21 protein-coding genes and 1 pseudogene are annotated in these 25,750 nt (G+C 65.7%); 14 read left to right on the top strand and 8 right to left on the bottom strand.

Going from position 1 to position 25,750, the window contains the following annotated elements; translation table 11 throughout:
* Positions 1-16: 16 nt before the first annotated feature.
* The 4 genes from OCH7691_RS20580 to OCH7691_RS20565 all read right to left on the bottom strand — a co-directional run bounded on the left by OCH7691_RS20580 (position 17) and on the right by OCH7691_RS20565 (position 6,467).
* Positions 17-817 (bottom strand): SDR family NAD(P)-dependent oxidoreductase, encoded by an 801-nt coding sequence (locus OCH7691_RS20580; protein ID WP_085885501.1) that lies wholly within the window; start codon positions 815-817, stop codon positions 17-19.
* Between the two features lie 61 nt (positions 818-878).
* Entirely contained in the window at positions 879-2,093 is a 1,215-nt protein-coding gene (locus tag OCH7691_RS20575) for an ABC transporter substrate-binding protein (RefSeq protein WP_085885500.1), read from the bottom strand.
* Positions 2,094-2,107: 14 nt separating this feature from the next.
* Positions 2,108-3,664 carry a class I adenylate-forming enzyme family protein gene (locus tag OCH7691_RS20570; RefSeq protein WP_085885499.1) on the bottom strand — a complete coding sequence of 519 codons (1,557 nt, stop codon included), beginning with the start codon at positions 3,662-3,664 and terminating at the stop codon, positions 2,108-2,110.
* 139 nt (positions 3,665-3,803) lie between these two features.
* Entirely contained in the window at positions 3,804-6,467 is a 2,664-nt protein-coding gene (locus tag OCH7691_RS20565; protein ID WP_085885498.1) for a winged helix-turn-helix domain-containing protein, read from the bottom strand.
* Between the two features lie 236 nt (positions 6,468-6,703).
* Between OCH7691_RS20565 and OCH7691_RS20560 the strand changes: the two genes are divergently transcribed.
* The 10 genes and pseudogenes from OCH7691_RS20560 to OCH7691_RS23835 form a co-directional block, all read left to right on the top strand.
* Entirely contained in the window at positions 6,704-8,410 is a 1,707-nt protein-coding gene (locus OCH7691_RS20560) for a multiheme c-type cytochrome (protein WP_085885497.1), read from the top strand.
* 3 nt (positions 8,411-8,413) lie between these two features.
* On the top strand, positions 8,414-9,433 hold the full coding sequence (haoB, locus tag OCH7691_RS20555; RefSeq protein ID WP_085885496.1) for a hydroxylamine oxidation protein HaoB: 1,020 nt from the start codon (positions 8,414-8,416) through the stop codon (positions 9,431-9,433).
* Positions 9,434-9,517: 84 nt separating this feature from the next.
* Positions 9,518-11,020, top strand: a complete 1,503-nt coding sequence (gene pdxR / locus OCH7691_RS20550) for a MocR-like pyridoxine biosynthesis transcription factor PdxR (RefSeq protein WP_085885495.1) — start codon at positions 9,518-9,520, stop codon at positions 11,018-11,020.
* Positions 11,021-11,294: 274 nt separating this feature from the next.
* Positions 11,295-11,603: a hypothetical protein gene (locus OCH7691_RS20545; protein WP_085885494.1), complete on the top strand. Its 309-nt coding sequence runs from the start codon at positions 11,295-11,297 to the stop codon at positions 11,601-11,603.
* 45 nt (positions 11,604-11,648) lie between these two features.
* Positions 11,649-12,560 (top strand): calcium/sodium antiporter, encoded by a 912-nt coding sequence (locus tag OCH7691_RS20540; RefSeq protein ID WP_085885493.1) that lies wholly within the window; start codon positions 11,649-11,651, stop codon positions 12,558-12,560.
* On the top strand, positions 12,557-12,943 hold the full coding sequence (locus tag OCH7691_RS20535; protein ID WP_085885492.1) for a hypothetical protein: 387 nt from the start codon (positions 12,557-12,559) through the stop codon (positions 12,941-12,943). Before OCH7691_RS20540 ends, OCH7691_RS20535 begins: the two co-directional genes overlap by 4 nt.
* 39 nt (positions 12,944-12,982) lie before the next feature.
* Positions 12,983-15,427 carry a protein translocase subunit SecD gene (secD, locus tag OCH7691_RS20530; protein WP_085885491.1) on the top strand — a complete coding sequence of 815 codons (2,445 nt, stop codon included), beginning with the start codon at positions 12,983-12,985 and terminating at the stop codon, positions 15,425-15,427.
* 401 nt (positions 15,428-15,828) lie between these two features.
* On the top strand, positions 15,829-16,041 hold the full coding sequence (locus tag OCH7691_RS20525; protein WP_085885490.1) for a hypothetical protein: 213 nt from the start codon (positions 15,829-15,831) through the stop codon (positions 16,039-16,041).
* Between the two features lie 9 nt (positions 16,042-16,050).
* Entirely contained in the window at positions 16,051-16,821 is a 771-nt protein-coding gene (locus OCH7691_RS20520) for an ion transporter (protein ID WP_085885489.1), read from the top strand.
* A gap of 597 nt (positions 16,822-17,418) precedes the next feature.
* Positions 17,419-17,619, top strand: a pseudogene (locus tag OCH7691_RS23835) (hypothetical protein); the annotation flags it as partial.
* A 252-nt stretch (positions 17,620-17,871) separates the two neighbouring features.
* On the opposite strand, the gene OCH7691_RS20510 reads toward OCH7691_RS23835, so the two are convergent.
* Genes OCH7691_RS20510 through OCH7691_RS20495 form a run of 4 tightly spaced genes read right to left on the bottom strand, consistent with a single transcriptional unit; the run spans position 17,872 to position 21,742 of the window.
* Entirely contained in the window at positions 17,872-18,624 is a 753-nt protein-coding gene (locus tag OCH7691_RS20510; RefSeq protein ID WP_085885488.1) for a maleate cis-trans isomerase family protein, read from the bottom strand.
* A 3-nt stretch (positions 18,625-18,627) separates the two neighbouring features.
* A complete protein-coding gene (locus tag OCH7691_RS20505; protein ID WP_085885487.1) occupies positions 18,628-19,545 on the bottom strand; it encodes a fumarylacetoacetate hydrolase family protein in 918 nt (305 codons plus the stop codon).
* Positions 19,542-20,684 (bottom strand): cupin domain-containing protein, encoded by a 1,143-nt coding sequence (locus OCH7691_RS20500; protein ID WP_085885486.1) that lies wholly within the window; start codon positions 20,682-20,684, stop codon positions 19,542-19,544. Before OCH7691_RS20500 ends, OCH7691_RS20505 begins: the two co-directional genes overlap by 4 nt.
* Positions 20,685-20,698: 14 nt before the next feature.
* Positions 20,699-21,742: a carbon-nitrogen hydrolase family protein gene (locus tag OCH7691_RS20495; protein ID WP_085885485.1), complete on the bottom strand. Its 1,044-nt coding sequence runs from the start codon at positions 21,740-21,742 to the stop codon at positions 20,699-20,701.
* Between the two features lie 72 nt (positions 21,743-21,814).
* Here OCH7691_RS20495 and OCH7691_RS20490 point away from each other — a divergent pair, with 72 nt between their 5' ends.
* The 4 genes from OCH7691_RS20490 (at position 21,815) to OCH7691_RS20475 (ending at position 25,745) form a co-directional block, all read left to right on the top strand.
* On the top strand, positions 21,815-22,795 hold the full coding sequence (locus tag OCH7691_RS20490) for a LysR substrate-binding domain-containing protein (RefSeq protein ID WP_139839827.1): 981 nt from the start codon (positions 21,815-21,817) through the stop codon (positions 22,793-22,795).
* Between the two features lie 100 nt (positions 22,796-22,895).
* Positions 22,896-23,930 (top strand): TRAP transporter substrate-binding protein DctP, encoded by a 1,035-nt coding sequence (dctP, locus tag OCH7691_RS20485; protein WP_085885483.1) that lies wholly within the window; start codon positions 22,896-22,898, stop codon positions 23,928-23,930.
* 4 nt (positions 23,931-23,934) lie between these two features.
* Complete coding sequence (locus OCH7691_RS20480) at positions 23,935-24,456, top strand: TRAP transporter small permease (RefSeq protein WP_085885482.1); 522 nt, start codon at positions 23,935-23,937, stop codon at positions 24,454-24,456.
* On the top strand, positions 24,453-25,745 hold the full coding sequence (locus tag OCH7691_RS20475) for a TRAP transporter large permease (RefSeq protein WP_085885481.1): 1,293 nt from the start codon (positions 24,453-24,455) through the stop codon (positions 25,743-25,745). The genes OCH7691_RS20480 and OCH7691_RS20475 overlap by 4 nt, the downstream gene beginning before the upstream one ends.
* The last annotated feature ends 5 nt before the right edge of the window (positions 25,746-25,750 follow it).

Here is a 25,750-nt window from a genome sequence, read left to right as displayed (position 1 = left end):
GATCGTCAGGTTCTCGTCAGGTGAACTTCATCGAGATGCCGCCGTCGACGGCGAGCGTCGTGCCGGTGACGTACTTGGCGCGGTCCGAGGCCAGGTAGAGGACCGCCTCGGCGACGTCCCAGGCGTCGCCCATTGCGCCGGTCGGGCATTGCTGTTCGCGCACCGCGATCATCCGGTCGGCGTCGCCGTCGGCGTAGGCGTCGGGCAGCCCCTGGAAGATCATCGGCGTATGCATCAGTCCGGGCAGCACGGTGTTCGCGCGAATGCCCTTCGCGGCATACTCCAGCGCCACAGAGGTCATCAGATGCTGGAGCGCCGCCTTGCTGGCGTAATAGGTGACGTAGGGCACGCCGGTATAGCGGATGCCGGCAACCGAACCCGTGGCGACGATGGCCCCCTTGCCCTGCCGTTCCATCACCGGCAGGACATGCTTGCAGGCCAGGAAGGCACTGGTCAGGTTGACGTCCATGATGTGGCGCCAGTCGTCTTCCGGCAGGTCGACGCAGCCGCCGACCCGGGCGATGCCGACATTGTGATGCAGGACATCGACGCCGCCCCAGGTCTCGACGCAGCGGGCGACCAGCGCCTCGATGTCGTCCGAACGGGTGACGTCGGCCTTGTGGGCGAGCGCCTTGCCGCCTTCACGGGCGATGATGGCGGCGGTTTCCTCGGCCGCCGCGGCGTTGATGTCGACGCAGAGCACCCGGGCGCCCTCGCGGGCGAAGCGGACGGCGCAGGCCTTGCCGTTGCCCCAGCCCGGACCGACCGAACCCGCGCCGAGGACGATCACCGAACGGCCGTCGAAATCCTTGCTCATGACATGAATTCCCGAAAGAGAGACGGCCGGGGAGAGCCTTGGCCCCGCCCCGGCCACGCACTTACTTGACCAGCGGGCAACCGCCTTCGTTGAGCGGGCGGAAGGCTTCCTCGCCCGGCACGGCGCGAACCAGCTTCATCAGGTCCCACTCGTTGTCGGAGGCTTCCGACGGCTTCTTCACCTCCATCAGATACATCTCGTGGACCATGCGGCCGTCGGCGCGGATCTTGCCGTTCTTGGCGAACATGTCGTTCACCGGGGTCTTCCGCATCATGTCGGCGACGGCGTCGGCATCGTCGGTGCCGGCCGCCTCGATGGCCTTCAGATAGTGCAGGACGGCCGAGTAGACGCCGGCCTGGATGAAGGACGGCATGGCGCCGTGGCGGTCGTAGAATTTCTGCGACCAGGCCCGGGTCTCGTCATTCAGGTCCCAGTAGAAGGCGGCGGTGAACTGCAGGCCCTGCGCGGTATCGAGGCCAAGCGCCTTGATCGTGTTCACGAACACGAGCAGGCCGGCAAGCTTCTGGCCCGCCTGGGTGATGCCGAACTCGGCCGCCTGCTTGACCGCCGTGGTGGTGTCGCCGCCGGCATTCAGCAGGCCGATCACGTCGGCGCCGGAACCCTGCGCCTGCAGCAGGTAGGACGAGAAGTCGGCATTGCTGATCGGGTGCTTGACCTCGCCGATGACCTCGCCGCCGGACTCGACCACGGCCTTCGTCAGGTCGCGGTTCAGCGCCTCGCCGAAGGCATAGTCGACGACCACGTTGAACCACTTCTTGCTGCCTTCCTTGGTGATGGCGCTGCCGGTCACCTTGGCGAGGCTGTAGGTGTCATAGGTCCAGTGGAAGCCGTAGGGCGAGCAATGGGTGCCGGTGAAGTCGCTCGACCCGCCGCCGCTTTCCAGCAGGATGCGCTTCTTGTTGCGCATGATTTCCTGCACCGCCAGCATGGCCGACGAGTTCGGCAGGTCGGTGATGGCGTCGACGCCCTCGTCGTCGATCCAGCGGTTGGCGATGCCGGCGGCGATGTCGGCCTTGTTCTGGTGGTCGGCGACGACGATCTCGATCGGCGCGCCCAGCACCTTGCCGCCGAATTCCTCGACCGCCATCTGCGCGGCCAGCGTGGAGCCCGGGCCGGTCGCGTCAGAATAGACGCCGGACTGGTCGTTCAGGACGCCGATCTTCACGACATCGCCGGAAATGCCCGCCGCCTGGGCAACGCCGCCCAGTCCGGCAAATGCCAGTGCGCAACAGGCACCGGTCAGTAACGCTTTCATCTCTTGGTCTCCCTTCAGGTTGGCGGAGGCGCGGGCTCTGTTTCCTTGTCGAGCCATTCGCGCAGGGTGATCTTGGCGACCTTGCCGTAGTGGTTCTTCGGCAGGGCCTCCAAGAAGCGGTAGTGCCTGGGGCGCTTGAAGCGGGCGATGTGGTCGCGGACATGGCCGTCCAGGTCGGCCGCGCCGACCGTCGCGCCGGGGCGCGGGACGACGAAGGCGACGACCTCCTCGCCCCAGTCGGCGACCGGCCGGCCGATCACCGAGACTTCCCGGACCGCGGGATGAAGCAGCAGCGCCTCCTCCACCTCGCGCGGATAGATGTTGGTGCCGCCGGAAATGATGACGTCCTTCGAGCGATCCTTGAGGGTTAGACAGCCGTCAGCCGCCATTGCGCCCATGTCGCCGGTATGGAGCCAGCCGTCGCGGATGGTGGCGGCGGTGGCGTCCGGCTGGCGCCAGTAGCCCGGCATCACCTGCGGGCCGCGCACGACCACCTCGCCGGTCTCCCCGGCAGGCAGCGGCGTTCCGCCTTCATCGGTCACCCGCACGTCGGCCAGCATCTGCGCCACGCCGACCGAGCCCAGCAGCGCGTCGTCGCCGCGCGCGATCGCCTCGGCGTGGCGGGCCCGAGACAGCGCGGTGATGGTCATCGGGCTCTCGCCCTGACCATAGATCTGGATCAGCTTCGGCCCGAACAGCGCGAAGGCGCGCTTGCAGTCGGCGAGATACATCGGCCCGCCGCCGTAGATGATGCTCTTCAGGTTGCCGGTGTCCGGGTCGGCCTGCTCGGCCGTGACGTTCAGCCGGTGCACCATGGTCGGCGCCGCGAACATCGAAAGGCCCCGGTGCGCCCGCATCAGGGCGAAGATCTCGGCCGGGTCGAAGCCGCCGCTTTCCGGAATGACCTGGGCCGCCGCCTGGGCAACGTGGGGCAGGATGTAGAGACCCGAACCGTGGCTCATCGGGGCGGCATGAACGATGCAGTCGCCCGCCCCGATCGCGTCGACATCGGCGAAGTAGCAGGCCGTCATGCTGAACAGGTTGCGATGGCTGAGCATCGCTCCCTTCGGGCGGCCCGTCGTCCCGGAGGTGTAGAACAGCCAGGCCATCGCATCGGCCTCGACGGTGAGCGGTTCGTCGAGCGGTTCGGTCTCGAGCAGCACGCGCCAGTCCGCCGAACCGGCCTCGATCACGCGCACCTGGCCGTCCGCGACCGCGCTCGTCCCCTCGACGGACGGCGCGAGATCCGGGGTCACGAAGCAGACCCGGGCGCCGCTGTCCCGCAGGATGTAGTCGATTTCCTTCGGATGCAGCTTGGCGTTTGCCGGCACCACGCTCAGGCCGCCCCACCAGGCGCCGAACAGCACCGTCACATAGTCCGGCACGTTCCGCATGACGATCGCGACACGGTCACCGGCGCCGAGGCCGAGGGTCTCGCGCAGCGCCCGGCCGAGCACCGCCGCGTCGCGTGCCAGCGCGCCGTAGGTCGCGGTAACGTCAGTGCCGAGGACGAGGGCCGGACGGTTGAAATCCGCCCGGCCCGCACGCTGCAGCAGCGCGGCCAGATTCATGGTGCGTTTCGCTCCTGAGGAAGGATTCCGGCCATCTCCCGGGCCGGTTGTCGTTTTCCGGGAGACTAGTTTGGCGACCTCGGACCTTCACCCCCCGAACGGGTGGTGAATGGTGGGGTGTGAAACAATCCTGCGGGATTCAGGCGAGCAGGTTGTACTCCCGAGCCTTCTGCACGGCCTCGGTCCGGGAGCGCACCTCGAGCTTCTCGTAGAGCTGCTTGAGATACCATTTCACGGTTTCCTCGGAGATCCGCAGGCGCTCGCCGATCTCCCGGTTGCGCAGGCCGTGGGTGAGCAGCCCGATGATCTGCGTCTCGCGGTATCGCAATACCGGGATCGGGATGTCTGTCGCCTCCGAATGGCGGCCGAGGGCGGCGAGAACCGGCACCACCGAAGCGGCCAGCGCGCGATCACCGGCCAGCTCCGCGAGATCGTCGAGCAGCGTCGTGCCGGCGGCAAGGAACGGCCGCACGCAGCCCTCGCCGCGAACCAGCTCGAGCGCACGCACGAGCTTGTCGCGAACCTTGCCGGGAACGCCAAGCCCCTTCCAGGCCGCCGCCTGGAGGACCAGGAAGGCGACCGCGTTCCGGTGCCGGCCGGCGGCCAGCGCACTGCCGACGCCGAGTCCGGCGACCCGGACCACTTCCGCCATGCGCAGCTGGCCATGCAGCAGCCGGCACCATTGCACGAGGAAGATCTCGTATTTCTCGTTGAGCACGCCGCCGTCGTCCGACGGCGGGACCAGCCCGCTCCGCAACTGTTCCAGGCAGGCCAGCGCCTCGTCCAGCCGTCCGCCGCCGAGCGCGGTCCGCGCGTCCAGCAGATCGACCCGGAAACGGACCCGCGTGATCCCGCGTTCGTCGGCAAGGCGGCGCGCCGCGTCGCGATCCTGGGCGGCGGCGTTGCCGTTGCCGGCGGCGCGATGGCTGCGGGCGCGCTCGGCCAGCCCGACGCCGAGATAGCCATAGCCCTCGCCCGCCTCGAGCAGTTCGATGCCCCGGCCGAGCGCGGCGATGCTGTCGCGCAGCCGGTTCTGCTCGCGGAGCGCGATGCCGAGCTGCACGTTGAGAAAGCCGGCCCCGATGCTCTCGTCCCAGCCGCGTGCCCGGGCCACCTCGAGCGATTGGCGCAGCCGCTCCTCGGCCGAGGCCGGACGTCCCATGAACACCAGCAGCGCGCCGATATTGAAGCGGGCCAGCAGGTTGACCAGGGCGGTTTCCGGGCGCTCGGTGATGGCGATGCCGCGCTCGAACGCCGCCAGCGCATCGTCGAGCCGGCCTTCCGCGCGAAGCGTGTAACCGACGGCGACATGGCCGAAGCCGAGCAGCGCCGGCTTGTCGGACGGCAGATGGTCGACGACATTCGACGGCAGGTCGTGCGACTCCGGCTCGTCCGCCTGGATCACGCCGAATGTCGTGCGCATGACCGCCAGTTCCGCCCGCGTCGCGCGGTCCTCGGGCGCAAGGCTACTCGCCGCCATCGCCGCGCAGGTCCGCGCCGCCGCGATCTCGCCCAGATAGGCATGGGCCCAGCCGGCGAGAACGCACAGCTCGCGCCGGTTTTGCAGGGTTCCCGGCGGCAGGACGGCAAGCCAGTCGCGCAGCGACTTGAAGTCGCCATGGCGGAACATCTGCCGACCCGCCCGCTCCAGCAGGTCGGCCAGGTGCTCCATGTGCCGGCCCCGCCGGGCATAGGTCATCGCCTCCCGCAGCAGGTCGGCGGCCTCGCACCAGTGCGCGGCACGGCGATAGAGGTCATCCCGCCGGCCCGGATGGGCGACGTCGAGCCGGCTCTGCAGGAACTCCTGGAACAGGTGATGGTAGCGGAACCACTCCCGCCGGTCGTCGAGCCGCAACAGGAACAGGTTGCCGTGCTCCAGCCGCTCGATGATCGCCCGCGCGTCGTCCCGGCCGGACACCGCCTCGGCCAGCCCGGCGCTGAAGCGGTCGAGAACCGAGGTATTCATCAGGAAATCACGGTCGGACGGGGCCAGCGCGCTGAACACGTCCTCGAGCAGGTAATTCGCGACATCGACGCTGCGGCCGGACAGCGAGCGCAGGTCGGCGCCGTCGGGCCGCTGGCGGAGTGTCATCGCGGCGAGCTGGAGCCCGGTCGCCCACCCCTCGGTGCGGCGCGTCACGACGTCCACGATATCGGCGCCGAGACCGTCACCGGCCGCCTCGTTGAGCAGGATTCCCGCCTCCCCGGCCGTGAAGCGAAGCTCGTCCCAGCCGATCTCAAGCGCGCTGCCGCTCAGCAGCAGCCGCGAAATCGGCAGCGAAAGCCGGTCGCGCGAACCGACGACGACGGTGAGCGACGGCGGCGCCTGGGCGATCAGCCGGGCCAGCGCCTCTTCCGCCCCGCTGCCGATCAGGTGATGGGCATCGTCCAGCATCAGCACGAAACGCCGGTCGTGCATCGCCAGTTCGACCAGGACATGATCGACGGTACGGCGGAGCAACACGGGCTCGGGCGAGGACAGGATCGCCTGCAAGGCGGCGCCCAGCGACGGAACCCTGCCCTTCAGGGCCGCCGCGAGCGCGGCCGCGAAGTTGGCCGGTTCCCGGTCGGCGCGTTCCAGCGACAGCCAGGCGGCCTCCCCCTCGGCCAGCATCCCGTGCCACTGGGTCATCAGCGTGCTCTTGCCGCTGCCGGCCGGGGCGGTCACGCAGACCAGGCGCAGGCGGTCGAGCCGCCCGGCCACCGAGGACAGCCGGTCGCGGGCGACCAGTCGCATATGGCAGGCCGGCGGCCAGCACTTGGTCGGCGGAACGACCCGAAGATCGTCTTCTCTTGTCGGCATTCGCGTCACCGGGACCCCTGTCGATTATCGACCAGTCTTATCCCGTTCCGGCCACCCGTCAAAGTCACGGTGCGATGCCTCGGAGGACACAAATGGTTGAGCGGCGCGTGCGGCGATACCGGCACCGGTCGTCACCGACATCCGGCTCCATGATTTTCCCATTACATGGACCTACGCTTATACAAGAGGCCTGCGATGCTTGAGGCTCGTTCGAACAGCCGGATCGGACTGCCGTCATGCTACGCCACTGCTTGCACCTGTTTTTCGGAATGTTCTTCCTGCCGCTCCTGCTCGCCGCTTCGCCGCCGGCGGGCGCCGACATCCCGGACGAGACCTACGAGGCACTCGGTCTGACCCGGGACGCCCCACCGAAGGATCTCTACGGCGCGCTGATCAAGCGCTACTACGATCCCGGCAAGGGGCACGGAAAGGGCGCGTTCGGCGAGCTCTGGCAGCCGACGCCGTTCACCCGCTATCTCGATCCGAAGACGCTCTATGTGGCGCCCGACATGGATTTCGAGGCGACCCGCGAGGAATGCGTCGAATGCCATTCGACCGTGACGCCCGGCTGGGTCCATTCGTGGCAGAAGAGCGTGCACGGCGACCTGGACGAGATCCGCGGCCTGCCGGCCGGGGATTCACGCGCCTACAAGAAGGAGCTCATCGACCAGGTCGAGGCGAACCTGCATTCGATGGGCGTGCTGCCCGAGGGTCAGAACCTCGATGACGTCGGCTGCATCGACTGCCACATGAGGGTCGGTGCGCTGAAGGGCAATCACAAGGCCGACCTCAAGATGCCCGACGCGGCCGATTGCGGGCAGTGCCACGTGCAGCAGTTCGCCGAGCGCGAGTCCGAGCGCGACACGCTCACCTGGCCGCAGGAGCAATGGCCGGCCGGCCGGCCGTCGCATGCCCTGTCATGGCAGGCCAACGTCGAGACCGCGATCTGGGCCGGCATGGAACAGCGCGAGGTCGCCGATGGCTGCTCGCTCTGCCACACCATGCAGAACACCTGCAATTCCTGCCATACCCGCCACGAGTTCTCGGCCGCCGAGGCGCGCAAGCCGGAGACCTGCTCGACCTGTCACAACGGCGTCGATCACAACGAGTTCGAAGCCTTCAGCATGTCCAAGCACGGCGTTGTCTATGCCACGCAGGGCCATGACTGGGATTGGCAGCAGCCGCTTTCGACGGCCTTCGGCGCGGGCGGGCAGACCGGCCCGACCTGCCAGACCTGTCACATGGAATATGAGGGCGAATACGGTCACAACCTGGTCCGCAAGGTGCGCTGGGGCTTCGAACCGAAGCCGGAAATCGCCGAGAACCTGGGCCACGAATGGTTCCAGGACCGCAAGGAATCGTGGGTCACGACCTGTTCCAACTGCCATTCGCCGTCCTTCGCCCGCGCCTACCTCGACATGATGGACGAGGGCACGAAGCAGGGCATCGAGCTCGTCAAGGAAGCCCGCGGCGTGATGAACCGGCTCTACGAGGACAAGCTGCTGGTTGGCCAGACGACCAACCGCCCGGCGCCGCCGAAGCCCGATGCCGACAGCCCGGGCGCCTTTGCCGGCCTGTTCTTCTCGTCCGGGAACTTCCCGACCGCCATCGACTACGAGTTCGCCGAGATGTGGGAACAGCATGTCATGAAGCACTTCAAGGGCCTGGCCCACGTGCATCCGGGCGGCTTCACCTACTCGGAGGGCTGGTCGCGCCTGATCCGCAGCCTGGCGCGGATCAAGGATGCCGACACGCAGCTGCGCGAGAAGGCGGCATTGCTGCAGCGCGTCGAGATGCTGGAGTCCGGTGGCGACAAGCGCGGGCTGCTCGATCTCGACACACCCGTGAAACGGGCCGCCGCGGGCGGCGCCGGCGTCGCGCTGGCGGGATTCGGCCTCGCGCTCCTGCTGCTGCCGGCGATCCGCCGCCGCCGGCGGGACTGAGCAATGGATCTCGCCGGCATCCCGGAATCCCGCACCGCGCCCGGTCTCGCGACCGGGATCGGTGTGGCGATGCTGATCGCCGGCGGGATTCTCACCGTCTATGCCCTGCAGGCGGAGGATCCGCCGCCGCCCTACGTCTACGAGATGGCCGAAGCGGCCCAGCCGTCCGGTGACGCGCAGGCGCTCGCCGGGGCGGTCCCCGGGGCGACGCCGATGACGGTCAGCGTGAAGACCGCCTTCGGCGGCAAGGTCGTCGCCAGGGGCGAGGTCCTGAGCCGGGACGGCGGGCCGGACCTGATCGTCGGCTGGACCAGCGAGATCGGCGAGCCGGTGCTGCGATCCGACATTTCCGTCGATGAGGAGCGTCGGCTGGTCGAGGCGCTCCGGACGCACCTGCCGGCGGACAGTCTCGTCTACGCCATGCCGGCGCTGTCGGGCAGGCTGGCCGCGATGCTGCCGGCGCGTTTCCCGCTCGCCGGCGCCGACGACCGCGCGACCGTGCGGCTGCCCGACCCGTGGACCGGCGCCCGGCCGGCGATCCTCGGGATAGAGGATCGCTGGCGCCCCGGACCGGACCGCCAGGCGGATGCGCTGTTCAGCGCGTTCGTCGAGGCGCTCGGCGCCGCTGCGACGGATGGCGTCGCCCGTCTCCGCGACCTGGCCGAGGGCCGGGACAGCTACCTCGTCCTCCATGTTCGCGACGCCTTCGATCTCGGCGTCGCCGCGCCGGAACGCTTTTCCGTCGGCCTCCGCGATTTCCCCGGCTCCGGCAATGTCCACGACGCGAGCAAGCTGGTGAAGACCTGGGTTCGCGACGAAGGCTATGCCGCCTATGCGGTGATCCGGCGCGACGCCAACGCGCTCAGGGCCTACTATTTCGCCGACACGATCGGCAACGCCACCCTGCTCGGCCAGTTGCTGCCCTTCAGTTCGGCCCGCCTCGGCCAGGTGCCCGACGCCTCGCTGGTTTTCCAGGAAGGCGGATACTGGGTCTACCGGCTTGCCACCGGCACCATCGGATAGGTCCGGACCCAGATCTTCCCGGCCCTGTGGTACCATTCCGCCGGCGATACTCGGCTAGTATCCGCCTTGAGGGAGGGGCTCGAGATGCAGGTCGTGCTGGCGATCAGTTCGAGTGATCCGCGCACGCTGCAACGCCAGTTGTTCGAGCAGATCAGGCGGCTGATCCTCGACAACAAGCTGCGCAGCGGGGATCCGGTACCGGCCTCGCGCGCGCTGAGCGAACAGCTCGGCGTGTCGCGCAACACCGTCGTGCTCGCCTACGAGCAGCTGCGGAGCGAGGGCTATATCGAGAGCCGGCCCAATGTCGGCACCTTCGTCAGCGCCACCCTGCCCGAAACGGCGATGGCAATCGCGACCGCCGCCGCCGATGACGGCGACGCCCTCGCCAATGACAACAATGACGGCCTTCATCCCGTCACGGGCGGGATCAGGGCGCAGACCGTGATCAGCCCGAACCGCGGCCGGCTTGAGCACGATTTCTGGATCGGCCGGGTCGACGCCGCGACCTTCCCCGCCAACGAGTGGCGGCGGATCCTCGATGCCAAGGTACGCTACGGCGGCGCCCGGCTGGCCGAGTACCAGGACCCGCAGGGCCTGCGTGAATTGCGGCAGGGCATTGCCGAACATATCGGCCCGGCGCGCGGTGTCTCGGCCCGGGCCGACGACATCGTCATCGTCAACGGTTCGCAGGACGGCCTCGACCTGGTCGCGCGCGCACTGGCCGGTTTCTCGAGAACCTTCGTGCACGAGGATCCCTGCTACCAGGGCTCGCGCTTCCTGTTCGAAAGTTGCGGATTCACGCCCCATCCCGTCCCGGTCGACCATGACGGCATCGACGTCTCGCGCCTGCCGGCGGGTCGGCGGAACATCCTGTATGTCACGCCATCGCATCAGTATCCGCTCGGCGTCACGCTGTCGCCGGAACGGCGCCTGAACCTGCTGGACTGGGCCGAGCGGACCGACAGCTACGTAATCGAGGACGACTACGACGGCGACTTTCGCTACGAGGGGGCGCCGCTGACCGCCCTGCGCGGCCTCGATGGCCGCGGCCGCGTGCTTTACCTCGGGACCTTCTCGAAATCGCTCGCCGCCGGCCTCCGCCTGGGCTTCATCGTCGCGCCGCCGACGCTGTCCGGCGCGCTCCGGGAATGGAAGTCGCTGACCAGCAACGGCAACGCATGGCTGGAACAGGCGGCGATGGCGGAGTTCATGACGTCGGGCGGCTTCCTGCGCCACCTGCGCCGGATCCGGGCGATCTACAAGCGCCGCCGGGACCTGCTGGTCGAGGCGCTGACCGGGATCTTTCCCGGCGCGGAGATCCGGGGCATGCGCGGCGGCATGCATCTATCGCTTCGCCTGCCGGCCGGCTTCGGCGACGCCCGCGAGATCGAACGGCGGTCGGCCGCCCGCGGCGTCGGCATCTATGTGCCGGGCTCCGGCGGGGCCTTCATCACCGCCGACAACCCGCGGGTCCGCGACACGCTGCTGTTCGGTTACGCCGCGCTCTCCGAGAAGAGCATCGCGAGCGCCATGCGCCGCCTCGCCGACGCGGTCGCGGAATGCGACAGGAACCGCGCCTTCGGTTAGGCCACGTCCGGCCATCGCGCAGAACTATTCCCGCACCGGTCTTGCAAGCCCCTTGCCGCATGCACAACTTCCGGGGGCGATCCGGAGCCTCTGACGACATCGTGTCGTGAGGACGGATCGCGTCGAGTGCGATCGCTTGCCCTTCGGCTCCCGCCGGCGGCGCGCGCGCTCGCCCTCACCGGACGTCCCTTGATGCCTGCAGATCTGGAAGTTTCCCGACAGTCGAGCGAGCCGCGCGCAGGGGCGGCGGCACGGATCCCCGCCGGGTGCTAGCATGGCCGATCGGCAACTGCGGCGGCTTGACCGCCAGTTCCGCGCCCTGTCCCGCCTGGCGCCGGGTCTCGCGGCGGCGATCGGCGCACTACGCGGCAGATCCGGCTTCCTGCTGCGTTTCCCGCTCGCGGTGCTTCTTGTCATCGGCGGCCTGCTGTCGTTCCTGCCGATCCTCGGCCTGTGGATGGTCCCGCTCGGCCTTCTGCTGCTGGCCATCGACCTGCCGGTACTCCGGCCCGCCGTGTCGGCCGCGATCATCAGGCTGCGCCGCAGGTGGACCAGATGGCGGCGGCGACGGCGCAGTTCCTGAAGTCTTCACCGGTTCGATCGTGAACGGATAGCCGAGGCGAGTGGCGTGGATTACCTTCTTCTGACGGGTGGACTGCTCGGCCTTTTCTTCGGTGGGGAGGCTCTCGTGCGGGGCGCTGTCGGCATTGCGCGGATCTTCGCGATACCGCCGCTGCTGATCGGCCTGACGGTCGTCGGCTTCGGCACCTCGACCCCCGAACTGCTGGTCTCGGTGGACGCGGCGCTGCAGGGCGTGCCGGACATCGCGATCGGCAACATCGTCGGCTCGAACATCGGCAATATCCTGCTGATCATCGGGCTGTCCGCGCTGATCTGGCCGATCCGCGTCGTCGGCGGCACGCTGGTCCGCGATACCGCTGTCATGATGGCTGCCGCGCTGGCCCTCGTCCCGCTCTTCTGGCTCGGCGAAATGGGCCGCCTGTCCGGCACCCTGCTGCTCGGCGGCCTGGCGATCAGCCTGGTCTGGGCCTTCCTGACGGCGGCGGCGGACGGCGCCGACGACGGCGTCCGGCGCATGCCGATCTGGCAGGCACTGCTCTGGGTCTCGGTCGGCCTTGCCGCCCTGATGATCGGCGCCCGCCTGCTGGTCGACGGCGCCGTGAGCCTCGCGCGCCTTCATGGCATCTCGGAGGCCTTCATCGGCCTCACGGTCGTTGCCGTCGGCACCTCCCTGCCGGAACTCGCCACCTCCCTCGTCGCCGCGTTCCGGCGGCAATCGGAGATCGCCATCGGCAACATCGTCGGATCGAACATCTTCAACGTGCTGGGAATCCTCGGCCTGACCGCGGTGATCACGCCGATCCCGGTGGCCGGCCGTTTCCTTGTGTTCGACCTGCCGGTGATGATCGCGACGTCGGGCCTGTTGACCGCGATCCTGCTCACGCGGCCGTCCATCGGGCGTGTTGCCGGGGCGGCGCTGCTGGTCGCCTACGCGGCATACGTCTGGGCGGCGCGATGACGGGGATATCCGCCGGCACGCGCCTGTTCGCGACACGCTGCCTGATGCTGGGTCTGGCGCTGGGCCTGGTACTGGGCCTGGTGCTGGGCCAGGCCCCAGGCCTGTCGTCGGCCGGGAATAATCCCGCGCCGGGTCAGACGGCGCCCCGGTCCGATGACGGGGCCGTCGCGGCGCAATGGCAGACGACCGCCATCATGCCATCGGTCCAGCGGCTGGCCGCGACACAGGCGGATGCCCCCGACGCCGACCCGTCCGATCCCGCACCGGATCGGGAACCCGATCCACGCATCGCCGAGACCGTCGGGCCGTTCCGGTCCAGCCTCCGGCCGTGTCGCCCGGTCGACTGTCCGCCTGCAAGGGGGCCGCCCTCGAACGCGTCCTGACGCGAACTCGAGTACGACTTTCCTAGCAAGGAAATTGCCATGCGCAGACCGATCTGGGTCCTCGCGACCTATGCCATCATCCTGATCCTCGGGATCCTGATGGCGCTCCCGAATTTCCTCACCGACAGGACGCGCGCGTCGCTGCCGGCCTTCCTCTCGGCCAATAGTGTTTCGCTCGGCCTCGACCTGCAGGGCGGCGCGCATCTTCTGCTCGCCGTCGACCGCGCGGACCTCGCCCGGACCGCGACCCGCGAGTTGTCGGACAGCCTGCGCGACCTGCTGCGCGCCGGTGGTGCGGATCCGCGCACCCTGCAGAGGGACGGCTCGGATTTCATCCTTCCCGACACGCCCGGAACGGCCGCCGCGCTGGAAAGCCTGGCAGCGGCATACCGCCGGCCGGGCGAACCGCCGCGCCTCACCGTCGATCGAAGCGGCGGGCAGATCCGCATCGGACTGGGCAGCGCAGCGCTCGACCGCATGGCCTCCGACGCGGCGACGAAAAGCCTTGAAGTCATCCGCCACCGGATCGACGAGATCGGCGTGTCCGAACCGCGGGTCAGCCGGGTCGGCGAGGACCGCATCCTCGTGCAGCTGCCCGGCGTGGACGACCCGGGCCACCTGCGCCAGTTGCTCGGCTCGACGGCGCAGATGAGCTTCCATCTCGTCGACGAAGGCGCAACGACGGCGCGGCCGGGTTACAGCCTGCTGCCCCTGCGCGGCGGCGGAAGGCTGGCGGTCGCGGACAGGGTGGCGCTGCGTGGCGACCACCTGAAGAGCGCGGCGGCCGGGTTCGACCAGCAGACCGGCCAGCCGGCCGTGACCTTCAGCCTCGATGCCGCCGGGGCCCGGACCTTCGGCGAGATCACGGCGGCCAATGTCGGCCGGCAGTTCGCCATCATCCTCGACGGCCAAGTGCTGACCGCGCCCGTGATCCGGCAGGCGATCATGGGCGGCAAGGGTCAGATCACCGGCGATTTCACGACCGGGGAAACGCAGACGCTGGCGGTCATCCTGAACTCGGGCGCACTCCCGGCATCGTTCGAGGTGATCGAGGAACGCACCGTCGGCGCCTCGCTGGGGGCGGATTCGATCCGCTCCGGGCTGGTCACGGGACTGGTCGGGCTCGCCCTGGTGGTCGCCACCATGGTCGGCCTCTACGGGCCATGGGGGCTGCTCGCATCCGCCGTTCTCGGCCTGAACGTGGCCCTGACGCTGGCCTTACTCGGCCTGCTCGGGGCGACGCTGACCCTGCCCGGGATCGCCGGCATCATTCTCTGCCTCGGTATCGCCGTCGACGCCAATATCCTGATCTTCAGCCGGATCCGGGAGGAAACCGCCGGCGGCGCCCGCGCCGCGCTGGCGCTGACGCGGGGCTACGACAAGGCCTGGTCGACCATCCTCGACGCCAACGTCACCACCCTTCTGGCGATGTTGCTGCTCTTCCTGCTGGGCGCCGGGGCGATCCGGGGCTTCGCCGTGACCATGAGCATCGGCATCCTTGTCTCGATGTTCACCGCGATCACCCTGATGCGGATCGTGATGGAGGGATGGGTGCGTCGGCGCCGCCTGGCACGGCTGGAAATCCCGCCGCTCGTCGGGCGGGTCCCCGCGCCGGGAAGCCGGTCGTTCCTGCGCCACGGGCGGGCCGCGCTGACGCTGTCGGCGCTCCTGACCGCGCTCTCCCTTGCCGCCATCGTGTGGCCGGGGCCGCGCTGGGGCGTCGATTTCACCGGCGGCGTGCAGATGGCGGTCACCGCGACGAAGGCGATCCCCCTGGCCGGGTTGCGCGCGGCCCTCGGCGACTTCGGCGACGTCACGCTGCAGACCTTCGGGGCGCCGACCGAGGTCCTGTTGCGCCTGCAGGGCGAGGCAACGCAGGCGACCGTCGGGGCACTCGAGGCCGCCGTTCGGACCGTCGTGAGCGATGCCGCCTTCGCCCGGATCGACCTGGTCGGCCCGACGGTCAGCGGCGAACTTGCCTGGATCGGCGCGATGGCCCTCGCCGCGGCGGTGCTCGCGATGCTCGCCTACATCTGGCTGCGCTTCGAATGGCGCTTCGCGGCCTCGGCAATCGTCGTGCTGGCGCTCGACGTGACCAAGACGCTCGGCGTGATCATGCTGACGGGCTGGGAGTTCAACCTGACCACCGTCGTCGCGCTGCTCACCCTGATCGGATATTCGGTGAACGACAAGGTCGTGGTCTATGACCGGGTCCGCGAGGCCATGCGGGCCGACGCGTCCGGCGACCTGCGAAGCCTGATCGACCGGAGCCTGAACCAGGTACTGGCGCGCTGCGTCTTCACCTCCGGCACGACGCTCGCGGCGCTGATCCCCATGGCGATCTGGGGCGGCCCGGCGGTCTCCGATTTCGCCCGGCCGATGATCGCCGGCGTCATCATCGCGACCACCTCGTCGCTCTTCGTCGCCGGTCCGCTGCTGGCCTGGCTCGAACGCCGAAATGCGGGAGTGCCGGTCATGACATGACGGTCGCGTGCCGGGCTGACGGGGCCGACGCGACGAACCCAGTGAGCTGATCCGCCTTGTGCTTTCCGGCTCCTGGCCCGGTTTGACGCCGGAACGCACATCGGCCGTTAACCTGTTGAAAAAGCAGACGGGATCTTTATATGACCGAAGGCGATGCGGCGACTCCGCCAGTCTCGAGGAAACTCATTCCGATACGCTCCGGCAACGCTCCGCCAACCGGCATCCGTTCCAGGACCGCCGGCGCGGCCCCGGTTCCGGTTGCGTGATTGCCGGATCCGGAGATTCCTCCGAGAGAACCGGCCGAGTCGATCCGAGAGACCGGGCTCTCGGTCAACTGACCGGGTATCCCGGATTGGAGTTCCCGCATTGCCTTTTGGGATGAACCGACCGGGAGATGACTGATGACGGCGCGGCTGCGGGAAGCTATCGACGATTTCCGGCGACGGGAATCCTTGGTCGGTATCGCCCTGATGGCCGCTGCCGCCCAGGTGAAGATCAACGCCGTGCGGCTCAGGGTGCTGAGGGACTTCTCTCTGTCCGGCATCTTCGGTTTCGCCGCGTCCCGCGCGGCCCTGCGACAGGGTCCGCAAGCTTCATTGGCAAGCGCTGGTTAGGCCGCGCCCATGCAGCAACTCCGACGCTTCATCGAATCGAACCGCGTACAGAACGGATTGATCGTCGTTATCCTGGTCAATGCGTTGGTGCTGGGCCTGGAAACCTGGCCCGCGGCCATGGCCGGCTTCGGCGACTGGTTACGGCTGCTGGACCGGGCCGCTCTGGCCATTTTCGTCGTCGAACTGATGATCAAGCTGATCGTCTACCGCCACCGTTTCTTCCTCAGCGGCTGGAACGTGTTCGACTTCGCGGTCGTCGGCATCGCACTGGTGCCGGCAGGCGAAGCGGTCTCGGTGCTCCGCGCACTGCGCGTCTTGCGCGTGCTTCGACTGTTGTCGGTGATGCCGCGCCTGCGCCAGGTGATCCAGGGGCTGTTGTCGGCAATTCCGGCGATGGGCTCGGTGATCGTGTTGCTATTCCTGGTGTTCTATGTCTCGGCGGTGATGGCGACGAAGCTGTTCGGTGCCGGTTTCCCCGACTGGTTCGGCTCGATCGGCGCCTCGCTCTACTCGCTTTTCCAGATCATGACGCTGGAATCCTGGTCCATGGGGATCGTGCGTCCGGTGATGACCGAGCACCCCTACGCCTGGATCTTCTTCGTCCCGTTCATTCTGGTTACCTCCTTCATCGTGCTGAACCTCTTCATCGCCATCATCGTTAACGCCATGCATGGCGCGGCCGACGAAAAGGCGGCCGAGGAACGCGCCGATCTGGCCAAGGAAGTCGCTGAACTGCGCGTCGCCATCGCCGAGCTGCGCACCGACCTGCGCAAACGTTGACGGCACACTGGCCCGGCGGGCCTTGCGTGACTGCCCTTCCACTGGGGTTCGTCCGCCGTCAAGCGGCGTTCGACGGGCGAGATCCGTCCAACCGGGCCCGTCGGAGCCGCCCTTTCGCGCGACCGGCAGGATGCGGCGCAAGAGACGGGAGGCCGGCAAGAACTGGCGACTTCAGAGATCCGAAGCGCGACCGCGACGGCCCGCAAACCGGCTGCCGCAAGGTGCGGTTCTCCGGGGTTTCCGGTGCGCGGCGATGAACGGAAAGGGCGCTCACGGTAGGCGCTGGCGGTGCTTGCAGTCGTCTGCGAACCCGTCTCTCCCGTCGTCAGTGCATTTACAGGGAAAATACAGGGAATTCGCCGCTGCTTGAGAGGAGATCGCGCCAAACCGTCCGGAATATACGCGCATTTTCAATTACTTGAAGGCATTTCCCTGCGGGATGGAACAGGGAAACCCGATTGTGTAATCAGGGAGTTCCTGGGGAAGAACAGGGAGTTAAGCGGTGGTCTCAGGGAATGTTGTGGCTGATCCAGCATTTGAAGAGCGCTATTGCCCATCGGCAGCAGTTCGGGTGCCGTCCGTTGCGGAAGTTTCTCGCTGGGCGAGGGAATCCGCGCAGCCGCCAGCAACACCATCTCGAAGGTGCAGACGATCTGCATCGACCTGCCCTACGGGATCAAATACGACTCGAACTTCTAGCCCTTCACCGACAAGCGCGATGTCAAGGACCGCTCGGATGCCGAACTGATCCAGGAACCTGAAATGATCACGGCGTTCAGGGATTTCCGGGAACTCGGTGCAGTGGTCCCCGACCGGGGCCTCTACTTGGTCACTTTGCACCTTGAGGGGCTTGATCGGGTCACGGAGGAGGCCGCCAGACGTATCATTGGCCAAATTTCTCAGGTCGTCGACCTGTCCCTACGGATGGGCATTCCGGATTGACTCAACGGCACAGTCGAGGGCCGACAAGACCGCCACATCATCACGCTGATTTCGAGGTGCGGTAGTCACAGCCATGCCTGTCAATTGGCTGCCCCCACGACCCGAAAGTCAGTATTTTCCCGAGAGCAAATTTCCGCAACCTGGCACTCGTGCTTCGAGACCAAGGGCGGTGAGCATCTGATGTGTGGTGGCGACTGCGGCCGAGAGCACCGGGATGCCGCATTCGTCCTCGACCATCTGGATCGCCGCAAGCGAAGGCATCTGAACGCAGGCCGACAACACCAGCGCATCGATGTTTTTCAGGTTCACCTGCTTGTATATGTCCATCAGGTTCATTGGATCCTGTGCAGCCACCTCCAGATTGTCCGGGATTTCAAGCGCGATGGAATCGCTGACCTCGACCCCTTCCGCCTCAATGTATTCTGCTACCATATCAGTCAGCGGCCGCACGTAGGGCGTGACGATAGAGATCCGCTTTGCCCCCATTAGATGCAGCCCAGCGACCAGCGCGCCGGCGGAGCTGACGACAGGCGCAGGATGGCCGTTGTCTACGGTCACCTTGTGCAGTCGTTCCTGACTTTCGCGGTGATAGCCCTTGCCCATCGACATGATCGCCACCAGGCAGGCATAACCCAACACGTCGACATCCGCGTCTGACAACTCCAGCGCGCAGCGATCGCTGTCACGGTCCATTGTCTTCAGTTCCGCCGCGGTTACTTTCCGCATCCGCATCCGACTGGAGTGGAAGGAAAATCGCTCCGGCAATACCGCCTCGCGGGCGCGCAACATGGCCGGGATCTCGCGCTCCATCGTCAGGTTGGAGGAAGGCACGATCTGGCCGATCTTGTAGCTGGAGACCATCGATCAGTCTCCGATCTTCACGACGGGATTGCGAAGCACACCGATCCCGTCGACCCCGCATTCGATGACATCGCCCGGCCACATCCATTCCTGTGGGTCGCGGCCCGCACCGACGCCTGCCGGGGTGCCGGTTGCAATGATGTCGCCTGGTTCGAGCGTGATGCCAGAAGAGATATCCGCGATGAGCGTCGGGATATCGAAAAGCATGTGCTTCGTACTGGAGCGCTGCTTCTCCTCGCCGTTCTTCTTCAGCCAGAGAACGAGATCATGCGGGTTTCCGATTTCCTCGGCGGTAATGATGGCCGGGCCGAATGGGCAGTAGCTGTCCTGGCCCTTGGAAAAAATCCACTGTCCTGCGCGCCGGTTGTCCCGTGCAGAGACATCGTTGATCACCGAATACCCGAAGACGTGGCTCATCGCCTTGTCTTTCGAGATCCGTGTGGCGCGTTTGCCTATGATCACGGCCAGTTCGACCTCCCAATCGAGCTGTCGCGTCATCGCCGCATTGTGCAGAATCGGCTCGCCATCCGCGATCACCGAAGTTGGCGGTTTCGAGAACACAATCGGTTTCTCCGGCAAGCTCTTGGACGTGTCGAGCGCTTTGGCGCTTTCCGCTACATGTTCGACGTAGTTCAGCCCGATACCGAAGATGTTCTTGCGCGGACGCGGAATTGGCGCCAGCAAGCGCACGTTCTCGAGTGGAACGGCAATCCCCACCGGACGCTTGCTTTCCGTCACCTCGAGTGCTCGATCGAGGGCAGCCAGCGCATCGGGCCCCTCGTCGATCAATCCGAGCATTGTCGAGGCGAAGGCTGACCCCGCTGCTCGTCCAAGCCGCTCGACATCGATGACCATCCCGTCATGGATAACACCAAGACGACCTTCCGCCTCGGCCGAGGCACGATACGTAACCAGTTTCATGTGTCGAATCCGTTCCTGGTGCGATGGGGAGCGACCTGATGACCACCATTTTCGTTCAGGGCCTGCTCGGCATAGAAGCCGAGCTTCTTCATCACCGGCATGTCGTTGAAGGAGAACAGGCAGGCGTCATCGCCGTCCTGCAGATTACAATGTTCATGCCAGGTCCAAGGCGGCACACAGAAGATGTCCTTCTCCCGCCAATCGAAGCGCTGGCCGCCGATGACCGAATAGCCTTCGCCCTTGGCAACCTGGTATATTACGTTGCCCGTGTGGCGGTGTGCCTTGGTATGCTCAGCCGGTCGCAACAACTGCATCGAGGCGCCCATGGTCAGCATTGGGTCGCCACCGGTCGTCGGGTTGACGTAATCCATCTTCACGCCGTCGTAAGGCGAGCCGTCGGTGACCATCGAATAGTTTTGCAGCGCCTCGTAGGTTGGCTCCCAGCGGTAGCAGAGCAACGGCGAATAGGGCTTGTCCCACCTGTCCAGGGCCGGTCGCAGACCCGGGGCGCCATAACTCAGCGGACTGTCATTTACAGGCAGAGTGGTGACCTGGTAATCGTCCCGGTGCACGGCGTAGAAATTTGCTTCAAGAGCGTTTGTCAGAGGGATGTCCAGCCCGTCCTGCCAAATGCATGTGCTCCCGTTGCCGGCGACGCCGTGCTCGTGCCAGGATCCGTTCGGGGTCAGCACAAAGTCGCGTGCACCAAGCGTGACCTTATGACCATCGACAATGGTATAGGCTCCCTGGCCCTCCATGATAAAGCGGAGCGCTGAGGCGGCATGCTTGTGTGCTCCCGCGCGTTCCCCGGCCTTCATCACCTGGATGCCGGAGAACAGCCAGCCACAGGCGGCGCTGACCTCGCGCCGCTTCGGATTGCGCAGATAGACCACCCGGCGCCCTGCATCCTCCGGACGGACCAGATCGATCGCACGCACGACATGCGGCCGCAAATCGGCGAAACGCCAGAGGACCGGGGTCGATTTCGGCGTCGGCTCCCAAGGCTCGATGTCATTGGCCACGGTCCATAGTGCACCGGTCTCGAATCCCGCGAGATCCGCGTAGTAGTCCTCCAACTCGGCTGTATCCCGCACCCGGGCACGGCCCAGGCGGTCGTCTCTCTTGTCAACGTCGCTCATGGTTCGCTCCCCTGTCACGCTTGCGGTTCGGAGAGCTCGAACGACCCGGCCTCGGGCTCTGCTTCCACGCCACCATCGGTGTCCGGATTGCGGCCCAGGAAAATCGGTAACTGCGCCTTCCGGTTGAGTTTCAACTGGAACACGTCGAAACGATTGTAGTGCCCTGTGATGTCATGCATCTGCTTGGGCTGGATACATTTTCCGAGATCGATATCGGCGTAGACGATCCCCTCCTCATCCACCAGCCCCTCGCCGACAACCCGTCCATCCGGACCAATGATGCCGGAGAAGGCACTCGACTTGCGCTCGAGCATGGCGCGTGCATCAGGGCGTACCGTTTCCATCGCAGCAATGATCTCTTCGGAAACTGTCGACGTGGACACCACCGTATAGACCTTGCCCTCGAAGCTATGTGACTGTGCCCGCAGTCGGATCGCTTCGGCCATGTCGTAGTCGGGCGGCGCCACCGGAAGCGAAATATAGCTTGCGGTGTGGACCAGCTCACCCTGCGCCAGCAACGCGAAGCGAGCCAAGGTATTGGTGTTTTCGCCACAAGCCAGCCCACCGAGCGGGCCGATCTGCGTGTCATAGACTTTCAGTGATGAACCGTCGCCGCCGGTCCATGTCAGCTTTTCCGCCCAGGTCGGCACGAGCTTGCGATGCTTGCCGAGGATCCGGCCATCGGGCCCGATGAAGACCAGCGTGTTGTAAAGCGCGCCCAGCGACACCGAGCTACGCTCATTCACGCCGATCACAACATACGTGTCATGTGCCGCCGCCGCCCGGCAGACTAACTCGATCTCGGGTCCAGGTACGAATACAGAGGCCTTCACCAGCCTCTCGAACCAGACACTGCCGCTGACCGGATCCGTGATCCAGTTCCAGTACGGATAGCCTGGCACGAAGACCTCCGGGAACACGACCAGCCGAGCGCCCTCGCTGCCGGCCTCGGCGATCAGGCGAGACGCCTTCTCTGCCGTCGCCATTGCGTCCAGATAAACCGGGGCTGCCTGCACAGCCGCTGCCTTGAACTGGCCCAGGAAAGTGTCGGGTGTCATGTCGCATCCGTCCTTTTCGATTACGCCAGCCCAGCATTCCGGTAATCAGCTATTATTTCTAGGAACTATTTGTTGGGTTGGTATAACCTAAAGAATATGATGAATTATGCCTCCTGGACCCGACGCCTAAAGATCCGACACCTTGAGATCTTCTCGACCCTGGTCAGTTCCGGCAGCCAGTCGGCCGCCGCGGACATGCTGAACATGACGCAGCCCGCGCTTTCGAAATGGTTGCGCGAGCTAGAGCAGGACATCGGCGCGCCGCTTTTCCTTCGCGGCAAGACATTGCGCCTGACGACGCTCGGCGTGCAGTTTCTGGGTTTTGCGGAGAAGGTGCTGGGAGAAGCGGAGAGCATCTCTGACCGGATGGAGGCGATGCGCCAGGGCCGTGCCGGGCGCTTGCGGATCGGGGTGCTGCATGCCGTGGTCTCGGAGTTGCTGCCGACCGCAATCCTCAGATTCCGCGCCACCGCCCCAAAGGTCAGCATCGCCGTCACTGAGGACACGTTGGTCCCCCTGCTCGACGCGCTTCTAAGGCGCGAATTGGATGTCGTGATTGGCCGGATACAGGGTGCTGTGCTTCAGGGCATCCGATCAGAAGAACTGTACGAGGAACAAGTCGTTGCCGTTGTTCGGGCCAGTCACCCCCTGCGTCTCGCAGCTCGGCCAAACTGGGCGGCGGCGAGAGAATATCCATGGCTGGTGACGCCACAAGGCACCCCGATGCGGACCCGTTTTGAATCAGAATTTGTCAACGCCGGAGTGCGCTTTCCGGAGGATTTAATTGAATCCCGTTCTGTCGTGGTCAACGAGACGCTGCTGCGCCACACCGACATGATCACGTTATTCTCACGCCATGTTGCGCCGTACTACACGAAGAATGGCGTGCTGACCGAACTGGCCCTGCCGATGACCGGCAAGCTTGGCCCGGTTGGATTGTACTTTTCAGACGACGAGCCAACGCCCACCCTATCGCGTTTCGCGGCGCTGGTGCGTGAACTAGCGACAAACCAGGCCGGACCCGCCCCCTTAGATATATCAAAGATGACATAGTCACCTAATTATTTGTTCCTTTCTCTCATATCGACGTCGGCGCATATTTTTCCCGGTGAGGAACGCCGTACAGTTCACATCCTTCAGGGAGAAACGGAAAATGACACGATCTCTAGTTGGCACGGCACTCGCGGCCGTCATTGCAACGAGTTTCACTGCCGTTAGCGCAAACGCGGGAACAGAACTGCTGTTCAGCACCTTCTTTCCGCCGCAGCACGTGCTTGTGAAGGATGTTCTGAAACCCTGGGCCGACAAGGTTGCCGAGGCTACCCACGGTGACGTTACCGTCAGCTTTGCCGCTTCCAGCCTTGCCCCGCCCCCCAAGCAACTGGACATGGTGCAGGACGGAATTGCTGATGTGACCGTGCAGTTCGCCGGCGTGGTTCCAAACCGACTCACAACGCTCCTGATCGGGGCGGTTCCCGGCCCGACCACCAACACGAAGGCCATGTCAGTAGCCCTTTGGCGTACGCATGAGGCGTACTTCGAGAAGGCGAATGAATTCGACCGCCTCCGTCTCCTGTCGCTGTTTGCCTTGCCGCCGCAAATGATGTTCGGCACCAACGGGGAGGCAATTTCCTCGCTCGAAGAGATGAAATCCGCACGGATCGCAACTACACCCGGCATCGCCGCACAGGCATTTGGGGCGGTCAGTTCGGGTGTCGTCGCCGGTCCAGCGTTTCGTTATTTCGAACTGGTCAGTAAAGGCATGGTTGATGCCTTTGTAGCGGTCACGCCGATTGACGTGGTCGGCTTCAATCTTGCCCCCTATACCAAAACAGCTACCGATATGGGGGATCTGGGCACCGCCGGTACATTTGCGCTCGTCATGAACGAAAAAAAATGGCGGCGCCTATCCGAAGAGAACCGCAAAGCAATCATGTCGGTTTCGGGCGAGCAGTTCGCCCGCATGCTGGAGACGGTGGATACCCGCAACCAGGCGATAATCAAACAACTTGAAGCCGACGGCGTGAAATTCGTCACCCTCCCGGACGATCTGCGAAAGGACCTCGCACACGCCTTCGCCCCCATTGCGACCGATTGGATCGCGAGCGTTGAGGCGAAGGGGGTCGCAGATGGCGCGGCGGCCCTGAAATTCTACCGTCAAGCCCAGGCCGACGTGGCCGCGGAGTAGGCCGATGAGCATTGCACCGTCATTGCGCCAGAAAAGTGCGTTCTTGGCGACCGTTTTGGTCGCAGTGGCGGGGTTTGCATTGCTCGTAATGATGACGCTCACCGTCATAGACGTCACGGGCCGGTTTCTTGCCGGCCGGCCGCTGACTGGCGCAAACGAGATAATTCGCATTGCGCTGGCTGTCGCGGTCTCTTGTGCATTGCCAGCCGTCACGTATCGGGGCGGCCATATCACTCTCGGGCTCCTGACCGGACCCGCCACTCACGTGCTGGAGCGGCTGCGTGGCTTCCTGGTGCTGTGCTTCAGTGCCGTGGTCTTCACGATCTTGGCCTGGCTGCTCTGGGGCGCGGCGATGGAAGCGATAGAGTACAAGGACGTGATTGGCTACCTCGAACTACCCCAAGCGCCGATGATCTTGGTTATGGCGGCCATGGCCCTGGCCAGCGCGATCATCGTTCTGATCCAGGCGTGGGATGCCCTGAACGGAAGGAAACTCGAGCCCAGCGACGAGGAGAGCGTATCGTGATCACCGCGCTCATCGGCTTCGTGATTCTGTTCGCATTGTGTTTCGCCGGTGTACCGCTGGCTATCGGCCTGCTTTCGGTTGGCGTCGTGGGCTTCGCGAGCGTCCGCGGCTTCGAAGCCGCTGGATCGGTCGTCGGACAACAGATTACCGACGCATTCTCGTCCTACGGATTTTCGGTCATTCCACTCTTCGTGCTGATGGGGGCGTTTATCCACCGCGCCGGACTGGCCGACGACCTATTTGACAGCGCGCGCGCCTGGCTAGGACATATCCGCGGCGGAATGGCCCATGCCACGATTGGAGCGAGCGCGGCGTTCTCCGCAGTTTGCGGCAGTTCGATCGCGACCGCCGCCACGATGTCGCGTGTTTCTCTGCCTCAGATGAAGCGCCATGACTACGACGACGGGTTCGCTTGCGGGGCTGTCGCGGCTGGCGGGACGCTCGGCATCCTGATACCGCCCTCGGTGCCGCTTGTGATCTTCGGCATCCTCACCGAAACCGATATCACCGGGCTTTTCATGGCCGCCTTGATCCCCGGCCTGCTCCTGGCTTTCCTCTACATGTGCGCGGCCTGGCTGGTCGTGCTGTGGCGTCCCTCCCTTGGTCAGCCCGCCCGCCGGGCGAACTGGCGGGAGCGCCTGGCCACGATGCGGCGTACCGCCACTGTCGGACTTCTCTTCCTGATTGTACTCGGCGGCATGTACCTGGGTGTGTTCACGCCGACCGAAGCCGCCGGCATCGGCGCGGCCGGGGCGCTGATAATCATGATTTTGCGCAAGGCGGCATCCTGGAGTGCGCTGCGGGGGGCATTGACCGAAGCGGTTTTGACCACCGCATCTCTGCTGCTGGTGGTCGGCTCAGCGCTGGTTTTCAACACCTTCCTGACCATCTCCGGGTTAACCGCGGAACTGGTGACCCTGATCGAAACACTTTCAATTCCTCCCCTAGCGGTGATCGCGGTGATCTGCGGTGTCTACCTGCTGCTGGGCTGTGTCTTCGACAGTCTCGCAGCAATGATCCTCACGGCGCCCGTATTCACTCCGATCGCTATCGGCCTAGGTTACGATCCGCTCTGGTTCGGGGTCGTGGTGGTAATCGTTGTTGAATTGGGCCTGATCACACCGCCACTTGGCATGAACGTATTCATCGTCAAGAACCTGGCGCCGCATGTCTCGGTATGGCGAATTTTCGCAGGCGTTTCGCCCTTTGTCGCCGCCAATATCGCCGGCCTGATCCTGGTGATCGTGGCCCCTGTGATGGCGTTGTGGCTGCCTCGCCTGCTCAACTGAATGGA

Origin of the sequence: Oceanibacterium hippocampi (assembly GCF_900172325.1) — a bacterium.
GTDB lineage: Bacteria > Pseudomonadota > Alphaproteobacteria > Sneathiellales > Sneathiellaceae > Oceanibacterium > Oceanibacterium hippocampi.
The sequence above is the reverse complement of the archived record's forward strand: the minus strand, read 5'-3'. Positions and strand labels throughout refer to the sequence as shown.

Excerpts from the sequence above, each read along its gene's own strand:
- haoB (WP_085885496.1), top strand. The coding sequence starts at position 8,414 with ATGGATCTCGCCGGCATCCCGGAATCCCGCACCGCGCCCGGTCTCGCG.
- OCH7691_RS20525 (WP_085885490.1), top strand. The coding sequence starts at position 15,829 with ATGACGGCGCGGCTGCGGGAAGCTATCGACGATTTCCGGCGACGGGAA.
- pdxR (WP_085885495.1), top strand. The coding sequence starts at position 9,518 with ATGCAGGTCGTGCTGGCGATCAGTTCGAGTGATCCGCGCACGCTGCAA.
- OCH7691_RS20535 (WP_085885492.1), top strand. The coding sequence starts at position 12,557 with ATGACGGGGATATCCGCCGGCACGCGCCTGTTCGCGACACGCTGCCTG.
- dctP (WP_085885483.1), top strand. The coding sequence starts at position 22,896 with ATGACACGATCTCTAGTTGGCACGGCACTCGCGGCCGTCATTGCAACG.
- OCH7691_RS20565 (WP_085885498.1), bottom strand. The coding sequence starts at position 6,467 with ATGCCGACAAGAGAAGACGATCTTCGGGTCGTTCCGCCGACCAAGTGC.
- OCH7691_RS20560 (WP_085885497.1), top strand. The coding sequence starts at position 6,704 with ATGCTACGCCACTGCTTGCACCTGTTTTTCGGAATGTTCTTCCTGCCG.
- OCH7691_RS20580 (WP_085885501.1), bottom strand. The coding sequence starts at position 817 with ATGAGCAAGGATTTCGACGGCCGTTCGGTGATCGTCCTCGGCGCGGGT.
- OCH7691_RS20545 (WP_085885494.1), top strand. The coding sequence starts at position 11,295 with ATGGCCGATCGGCAACTGCGGCGGCTTGACCGCCAGTTCCGCGCCCTG.
- OCH7691_RS20495 (WP_085885485.1), bottom strand. The coding sequence starts at position 21,742 with ATGACACCCGACACTTTCCTGGGCCAGTTCAAGGCAGCGGCTGTGCAG.
- OCH7691_RS20480 (WP_085885482.1), top strand. The coding sequence starts at position 23,935 with ATGAGCATTGCACCGTCATTGCGCCAGAAAAGTGCGTTCTTGGCGACC.
- OCH7691_RS20575 (WP_085885500.1), bottom strand. The coding sequence starts at position 2,093 with ATGAAAGCGTTACTGACCGGTGCCTGTTGCGCACTGGCATTTGCCGGA.
- OCH7691_RS20505 (WP_085885487.1), bottom strand. The coding sequence starts at position 19,545 with ATGAAACTGGTTACGTATCGTGCCTCGGCCGAGGCGGAAGGTCGTCTT.
- OCH7691_RS20520 (WP_085885489.1), top strand. The coding sequence starts at position 16,051 with ATGCAGCAACTCCGACGCTTCATCGAATCGAACCGCGTACAGAACGGA.
- OCH7691_RS20510 (WP_085885488.1), bottom strand. The coding sequence starts at position 18,624 with ATGGTCTCCAGCTACAAGATCGGCCAGATCGTGCCTTCCTCCAACCTG.
- secD (WP_085885491.1), top strand. The coding sequence starts at position 12,983 with ATGCGCAGACCGATCTGGGTCCTCGCGACCTATGCCATCATCCTGATC.
- OCH7691_RS20570 (WP_085885499.1), bottom strand. The coding sequence starts at position 3,664 with ATGAATCTGGCCGCGCTGCTGCAGCGTGCGGGCCGGGCGGATTTCAAC.
- OCH7691_RS20500 (WP_085885486.1), bottom strand. The coding sequence starts at position 20,684 with ATGAGCGACGTTGACAAGAGAGACGACCGCCTGGGCCGTGCCCGGGTG.